This window comes from Frankia sp. CoWAU3, from assembly GCF_977971855.1.
Genome location: NZ_CDWWXB010000183.1, coordinates 940 through 7,540 on the forward strand (window position 1 = coordinate 940; position 6,601 = coordinate 7,540).

Here is a 6,601-nt window from a genome sequence, read left to right on the forward strand (position 1 = left end):
CCGCGCGGCCCGCGCCTCCTGCTTGTTCGCCGGGACGCCGAGCGCACCACCGGGCTTCGTACGGGCGGCTCGCGCCTCCGCCCGGCGGGGCGTGGGCCGGCCCTTGGCCGCCGTGCGCCGCGGATCGACGACCTTCTCCTGCTCGACCCTCTCCACCTGCTCGGCGATCGGGTCCCCGGGGCCGGGGCCGGGGCCGGCATCGGAGCCGGCGGAGCTGCGTCGTTTCAGCAGAGCCATCAGGGCAGCGCCAACATCTGGTCGAGAGCCTTCCGGGCATAGGTGGCCACGTCCGGGTCGACGGTGATGCGGTTCACCGTCTCACCCCGTACGAGGGACTCCAGCGCCCACACGAGGTGGGGCATGTCGATCCGGTTCATGGTGGAGCAGAAACACACCGTACGGTCCAGGAAGACGACGGTCTTGTCAGGGTGCCTCGTCGCCAGCCGCTGCACCAGGTTCAGTTCGGTACCGATCGCGAACGCCGATCCGGCGGGAGCGGCAGCGACGACCGAGATGATGTACTCGGTCGAGCCGACGAGGTCGGCCGCGGTGACGACCTCCCGCCGGCACTCGGGGTGGGCGAGCACCGTCACCCCGGGGATCCGGCGGCGGACCTCGTCGACGCTGTCGCGGGTGAACCGGCCGTGCACCGAGCAGTGACCCCGCCAGAGGATCATCTTCGCCGCGCGCAGTTGCCGGCGGGGCAGTCCTCCCGAGGGCTTGCGGGGGTCGTAAACGACGCAGTCCTGCTCGCTCATCCCCAGTTCACCGATGGCGGTGTTGCGGCCGAGGTGCTGGTCCGGCAGGAAGAGCACCCGGGCACCCCCGCGCTCGCCGAAGGCCCACTCCAGCGCGCGCCTGGCGTTCGACGAGGTGCAGATCGTCCCGTCGTGGCGCCCGGTGAACGCCTTGATCGCGGCCGAGGAGTTCATGTAGCTCACCGGAACGGTATCGGCGGCGACTCCCGCATCGAGCAGATCGTCCCAGGCCTGCTCGACCTGCTCGGCGGTGGCCATGTCCGCCATCGAGCAGCCGGCGGCGAGGTCCGGCAGGATCACCTGCTGGTGCGCGCCGGTGAGGATGTCGGCGCTTTCCGCCATGAAGTGCACGCCGCAGAAGACGATCGCCTCGGCCTGCGGCCGCGCGGCGGCCTGCTGGGCCAGCTTGAACGAGTCGCCGGTCACGTCGGCGAAGGCGATGACCTCGTCGCGCTGGTAGTGGTGCCCGAGGATGAACGCCCGATCACCCAGTGCCCGCTTCGCCGCCGCGGCGCGGGTTGTGAGGGCCGGATCGGCCGCTGGGGGGAGTTCACCCGGACAGTCCACGCCACGCTCGCTGGCCGGGTCAGCCTGGCGGCCGAGTAGCAGCAGGGCCAGCGGTGATGGAGCCACACCGACCCGGCCGAGGGCCGGGTCGCGAGCAGGGATAGGGCCGCGCCGCAGGGTCGGGTTGGTGGTCATGGCGCTCCTCCGGTCGACCGGCCCTCGGCCTGGCCGCCTCGTCGTCCGCGGCGGCCGACCGAACGATCCCGCCGGACCCGTCCACGAATGGTCGATGAGACTCTAACTCCCGGCGCCATCGTATGCCGAGCTCTTCGTGGTCAGCTGGCGGCCAGACGAAGGTCACTAACGTGAACGGGAGTGACCACCGTCTCCAGGCATGGTCGGGATCTCGACGTGGTTGACCCGCGCCGACGTCGCTACCATAGGAAGCGGATCCCGGCCGACGGTGTTGGGCATGGATGTCGGCACAGTGGCAGTGCCGTGCCCGGGGGTGCGCGCCGGATGGTCGGCGGCGCCCTGCGTACAAGTCAACCGGAACTAGTGGCCTGGCTTGCCAGGCACGTCCACCAAGGGCAGGAGTAGTCCCTATGACCGTTCAGGACACCACGGCACCCGCGACGCAGTCCTCGAGCGTCGTCCTCACCGACACCGCCGCAGGCAAGGTGAAGACCCTGCTCGAGCAGGAGGGTCGGGATGACCTCAAGCTGCGTATCGCGGTGCAGCCCGGAGGCTGCTCGGGCATGCGCTACCAGCTGTTCTTTGACGAGCGCTCCCTCGACGGCGACACCGTCATCGATTTCTCCGGTGTCAAGGTGGCGGTGGACCGGATGAGTGCCCCGTACCTCGGCGGGGCGACGATCGACTTCGTCGACACGATCGAGAAGCAGGGTTTCACTATCGATAACCCGAATGCCCAGGGTTCCTGCGCCTGCGGCGACTCGTTCCACTGATGCGCTGAGCACCGGGCCGTCCCTCCTGCTCGCGTCTCGACGCGAGCCCCGGGTGCGGTTCGGTGACCGGTTGATCGGACTGGTACGTCCGGGAGAGCCTGGTCCGGCCCTTGTTCGTCGGACCGGGCTCTCCCGTATGTGCTGCGTCGGTATCCGCTTGCGCCGGTATCCGTCGTTTCCCTTGCCGGCGGGCCGCCGGAATCACGGGACTCCGCGATCTGACGCCTCGTAATTCTGACGCCTCCGTGATGACGCGCGTGAACCAGCGCGAGCCGGTGGTTCCGGGCTTCGGGGCAGGCCGGTAAGCTCCTTGATCGTGCGTATCGCCGTGACTGGTTCCATCGCCTCCGACCACCTCATGCGCTTTCCTGGAAGGTTCGCCGAGCAGTTGCTCGCCGACCAGCTTGAGCGGGTCTCGCTGTCCTTTCTCGTCGACGAGCTCGTGATCCGGCGGGGCGGAGTGGCGGCCAACATCGCCTTCGGCCTGGGCCGACTGGGCCTGCGCCCGATCCTCGTCGGCGCGGTCGGCGAGGACTTCGCCGACTACCGCTCCTGGCTCGACCGGCACGGCGTGGACACCGCCTCCGTGCGGGTCAGTGAGATCGCGCACACCGCGCGGTTCGTCTGCACCACCGACGAGGACCTCAACCAGATCGCGTCCTTCTACCCGGGTGCGATGAGTGAGGCCGCCGACATCGAGTTGAGGCCGATCGCCGAGCGGTTCGGCGGCCTGGACATGGTGATCGTCAGCCCCAACGACCCCGGGGCGATGCTGCGCCACAGCGCGGAGTGCCGGCAGCGGGGATATCCGTTCGCGGCGGACATCTCCCAGCAGCTCGCGATCATGGAGGGCCCGCAGATCCGCGAGCTCGTCGTCGGTGCGGCCTACCTGTTCTGTAACGAGTACGAGAAGGCGCTGCTCGCCAGCAAGACCGGCTGGTCGGACGAGGAGATCCTGGCCAGGGTCGGTGTCCGGGTGACCACGCACGGCAAGGACGGTGCGGTCATCGAGGCCCCGGAGAGCGACCCCATCCGGGTCCCGGTCGTTCCCGCCCGCGCCACCCCGGATCCCACCGGAGTCGGGGACGCCTTCCGGGCCGGGTTCTTCGCCGGCCGGTCCTGGGACCTCTCGCTCGAACGCTCCGCCCAGGTCGGCTCCCTCCTCGCCACCCTGGTCCTGGAGACGATCGGCACCCAGGAGTACACGGTGGAGCCCTCGGAGGTGCTTAAGCGTCTCACCGAGGCCTACGGTTCCGACGCCGCCGCCGAGATCGCCGAGCATCTGCCGGCAATCTGAGCCGGCGGGTTATACAAGCCGCCGGATAACGAACGCCTCCCCGCCTTCCGGAAGCGGGGAGACGTCCACCAGCTCCTGACCCCGCAGTCGGCACCAGGCCACGACGTCCGCGCCGGCGGCGGGGTCGTCGGCCCAGAGCGTGATGGTGCCGGTCACCGGAATCCCGCCGAAGGCGCGGGCCAGATCGATGATTGGCAACGGGCAGCGTCGTCCCCGCGAGTCGACCGTGTGCGGCTGGTCCGTCATCGGATTGTCGGCATCAAAGCCCGGCGGCGCCCAGCCGGTCCCGCACGGCGCGTACGGCTGCGGGCAGCGCCGTCAGCAGGGCGTCGAGATCGGCCTGGGTCGACTCGCGGCCGAAGGATATCCGCAGGTTGCCGTGTGTCAACGCGCCCATGGCGACCAGGACATGGCTCGGGATCAGGGTGTCGGATGTGCAGCTCGACCCGGAGCTCACGGCGATTCCGGCCCGGTCGAGCTCGGTCAGCAGCGCCTCGCCCTCGACGTAGAGGCAGGAGAACGCGCTGATGTGCGGAACCGTCGCCGCCCGGTCCGGATCGCCGAGTAGTTCCACGCCGTTGACGAGTTCGGGCAGCCGGCGGCGCAGTTCGGCCACGTAGCCGGCGAGCCGGGGCGCCTCCGCGGCGAGTTCACCCGCCCGGGCGCTCAGCGCCGTGGCGGCGGCGACGACGGCGGGGACGTTCGGATAGCCCGCAACCCGACCGCCCTCCCGCTCGTCAACGGGACCGGGACTGCGCCAGCGGGTCCCGGTGCGCACCGCGAGAACGCCCACCCCGGGTGGTCCGCCGAACTTGTGGGCACTCGCGGTGAGCAGATCCACCCCGAGGTCGGCCAGGTCGACGGGGATGTGGCCGACTGTCACGGCGGCGTCGGTGTGCAGTGGCACCCCGGCGGCGCGCATCCGTTCGGCGACCTCGGCGACCGGCTGGATGGTCCCGACTTCGTGGTTGGCGTGCTGGAGGCTGGCGACGGCGGTACCGGCGACGGGGGTGAAGTCGACGGGGTCGACCCGGCCGAGATGATCCACACCAATCCTGGCGACCCGTCCACCGGCCTGTTCGTACCGCTGCGCGGCGTGCAGGACGCTGGAGTGCTCGACCGCGCTGACCATGACGACGTCACCCGCACGCCGCCGGGCCGCCGCCGTGCCCAACAGGGCCAGGTGCGCCGCCGCCGACCCGCTCGCGGGAAAACTGATCTCGTCCGGCCGGGCCCCGAGCACGCCCGCGACGGTCTCGCGGGCCGCGTCGAGCAGCATGCGCGCCCGGCGGCCCTCCCGATACAACCGTGCCGGGTCGGCCCAACCATCCTGAAGAGCCATTAGCAGAGCCTCGCGCGCGGCAGGGTGCAGCGGCGTGGTCGACGCGTGGTCGAGATAGGCCGGCACCTGTGAAACGGTACGCCGTGAACGGCCGGGAGGGGCGTGCGTCACAGGCGCTGACGGGGGCCTTAGGCGAGAAGGTTCGCGGCTGCTGGGATACGCTGCTGCCGCACCATCTACAGCGTGTCGAAGACAGCATGTCGTCCGGTTGGATCGGCGGGGCGACATGGCGTTTCCAGGGGGTCTCGCGCGCGGGGACGAACGCTGTCCGCCCCGCGGCCGCGGCCCGCTCGTCGTGGGAGGCAGGACCTGGTGAGGAGATCCTTCGGTCGGACCCGGCCGTCGCTCGCGGATGTCGAGGACACGCCGACGACACCGGCTGACTCCGACACACGCGCAGCTGCGGTGTCCGCGGTCGGCGTGCACGGGACGCGGCACATCCGGCCGCTTCGGCGTGTCCTGCGTCTCGGTGCCGTGCTCGCTGTCGTGGGGATCATGGCGACCGCCTGCGACAGGCCTACATTCGGTTATCCCAAGGGCGTGACGAACCAGACGCCGCGCCTTCTCAACATCTGGCAGGGTTCGGCGATCGCCGCGCTCGCCGTCGGTGTGCTCGTCTGGGGAATGATCTTTTACGCGATCATCGCCTTCCGGAAACGCAGCGACGTGCTTCCCCGCCAGGTGCGCTACAATCTGCCAGTCGAGGTTCTCTACACCGTCGTGCCGGTGGTGATCGTGGCCGGGCTGTTCTTCTACACGGCCCGGGACGAGAGCGAGGTCACCAAGCTCTCGCCGAAGCCAGACGTCACCGTTGACGTGATCGCCTTCCGATGGAACTGGCAGTTCAAGTACCTCGACACCGGCTCCGGCCGGCAGGGTGCCAACCCGATCGAGGTCACCGGTCGCCCCGGTGAACCGGCGGTGCTCGTGCTGCCGCAGAACCGCTCGATCCGTTTCGTGGAGAGCTCGCCGGACGTCATCCACTCGTTCTGGGTGCCGGAGTTCCTGTTCAAGCGGGACGTCATCCCCGGCCGGGTGAACCAGTTTGAACTGACCATCACGAAGACCGGCACCTTCATCGGTCGATGCGCCGAACTGTGCGGGACGGACCACGACCGGATGAACTTCTACGTGAAGGTCGTGCCGCAGGCCGAGTACGACACGTTCATCGCGGACCGGGAGAACGTGGCGATCTCGGCGGCGCCGGCCGCGTCAACGACCGGGACCGCCGCCACCACCGCAACCACCGGGAGTGGACAGTGACCCTCGTACAAGAAGCGGGTGTCGGCCACGCCGACTCCCCGGACTCCCACATCCCCCGGCGGACGAACCTGCTCGGCTATCTGCGGACGACGTCCCACAAGGACATCGCCGTCATGTACTTCGTCACGTCGTTCGTGTTCTTCCTCTTCGCCGGTGTCCTGGCCATCATGATGCGGGCGGAACTCGCCCGCCCGGGGCTGCAGTACTTCTCCAACGAGCAGTACAACCAGTTTTTCACGATGCACGGCACGCTGATGCTGCTCATGTTCGCGACCCCGATCGCGTTCGCGTTCGCGAACTTCCTCGTGCCGCTGCAGATCGGCGCGCCGGACGTGGCGTTCCCGCGGCTGAACGCGCTGTCCTACTGGTTCTTCCTGTTCGGCAGCCTGACGGTGATCCTCGGGTTCCTGACCCCGAACGGCGCCGCGTCCTTCGGCTGGTTCGCCTACTCGCCGCTGAACAACGA

Annotated in this window: 7 protein-coding genes and 1 pseudogene; 4 read left to right on the plus strand and 4 right to left on the minus strand. The window is 69.4% G+C overall.

Annotation, left to right across the window (positions count from 1 at the left end; genetic code table 11):
* Together AC08ON_RS14525 and nadA are read right to left on the minus strand one after the other, a co-directional pair.
* Positions 1–237 (minus strand): annotated as a pseudogene (locus tag AC08ON_RS14525) (DUF3043 domain-containing protein); the annotation flags it as partial.
* Positions 237–1,460 carry a quinolinate synthase NadA gene (nadA, locus tag AC08ON_RS14530; protein ID WP_476607745.1) on the minus strand — a complete coding sequence of 408 codons (1,224 nt, stop codon included), beginning with the start codon at positions 1,458–1,460 and terminating at the stop codon, positions 237–239. The pseudogene AC08ON_RS14525 and the gene nadA, both read right to left, overlap by 1 nt.
* A 410-nt stretch (positions 1,461–1,870) precedes the next feature.
* Here nadA and erpA point away from each other — a divergent pair, with 410 nt between their 5' ends.
* Positions 1,871–2,233 carry an iron-sulfur cluster insertion protein ErpA gene (erpA, locus tag AC08ON_RS14535; protein WP_011437506.1) on the plus strand — a complete coding sequence of 121 codons (363 nt, stop codon included), beginning with the start codon at positions 1,871–1,873 and terminating at the stop codon, positions 2,231–2,233.
* Positions 2,234–2,549: 316 nt separating this feature from the next.
* On the plus strand, positions 2,550–3,530 hold the full coding sequence (locus AC08ON_RS14540) for a carbohydrate kinase family protein (protein ID WP_476607744.1): 981 nt from the start codon (positions 2,550–2,552) through the stop codon (positions 3,528–3,530).
* A gap of 9 nt (positions 3,531–3,539) precedes the next feature.
* Here the strand turns inward: AC08ON_RS14540 and AC08ON_RS14545 are convergent, their stop codons facing one another.
* Together AC08ON_RS14545 and AC08ON_RS14550 are read right to left on the minus strand one after the other, a co-directional pair.
* Complete coding sequence (locus AC08ON_RS14545) at positions 3,540–3,776, minus strand: sulfurtransferase TusA family protein (protein ID WP_476607743.1); 237 nt, start codon at positions 3,774–3,776, stop codon at positions 3,540–3,542.
* A gap of 13 nt (positions 3,777–3,789) precedes the next feature.
* On the minus strand, positions 3,790–4,938 hold the full coding sequence (locus AC08ON_RS14550; RefSeq protein WP_476607742.1) for a cysteine desulfurase family protein: 1,149 nt from the start codon (positions 4,936–4,938) through the stop codon (positions 3,790–3,792).
* Positions 4,939–5,184: 246 nt separating this feature from the next.
* Here AC08ON_RS14550 and ctaC point away from each other — a divergent pair, with 246 nt between their 5' ends.
* Both ctaC and AC08ON_RS14560 read left to right on the plus strand, forming a co-directional pair.
* The gene (gene ctaC / locus AC08ON_RS14555) at positions 5,185–6,135 is read left to right on the plus strand and encodes an aa3-type cytochrome oxidase subunit II (RefSeq protein ID WP_476607741.1); all 951 of its coding nucleotides are present in this window, start codon (positions 5,185–5,187) and stop codon (positions 6,133–6,135) included.
* The coding region (locus tag AC08ON_RS14560) for a cbb3-type cytochrome c oxidase subunit I (RefSeq protein ID WP_476607740.1) at positions 6,132–6,601 on the plus strand (470 nt) is incomplete at its 3' end. The genes ctaC and AC08ON_RS14560, both read left to right, overlap by 4 nt.

Coding starts and splice junctions, on each gene's coding strand:
- nadA (WP_476607745.1), bottom strand. CDS start 1,460: ATGACCACCAACCCGACCCTGCGGCGCGGCCCTATCCCTGCTCGCGAC.
- erpA (WP_011437506.1), top strand. CDS start 1,871: ATGACCGTTCAGGACACCACGGCACCCGCGACGCAGTCCTCGAGCGTC.
- AC08ON_RS14545 (WP_476607743.1), bottom strand. CDS start 3,776: ATGACGGACCAGCCGCACACGGTCGACTCGCGGGGACGACGCTGCCCG.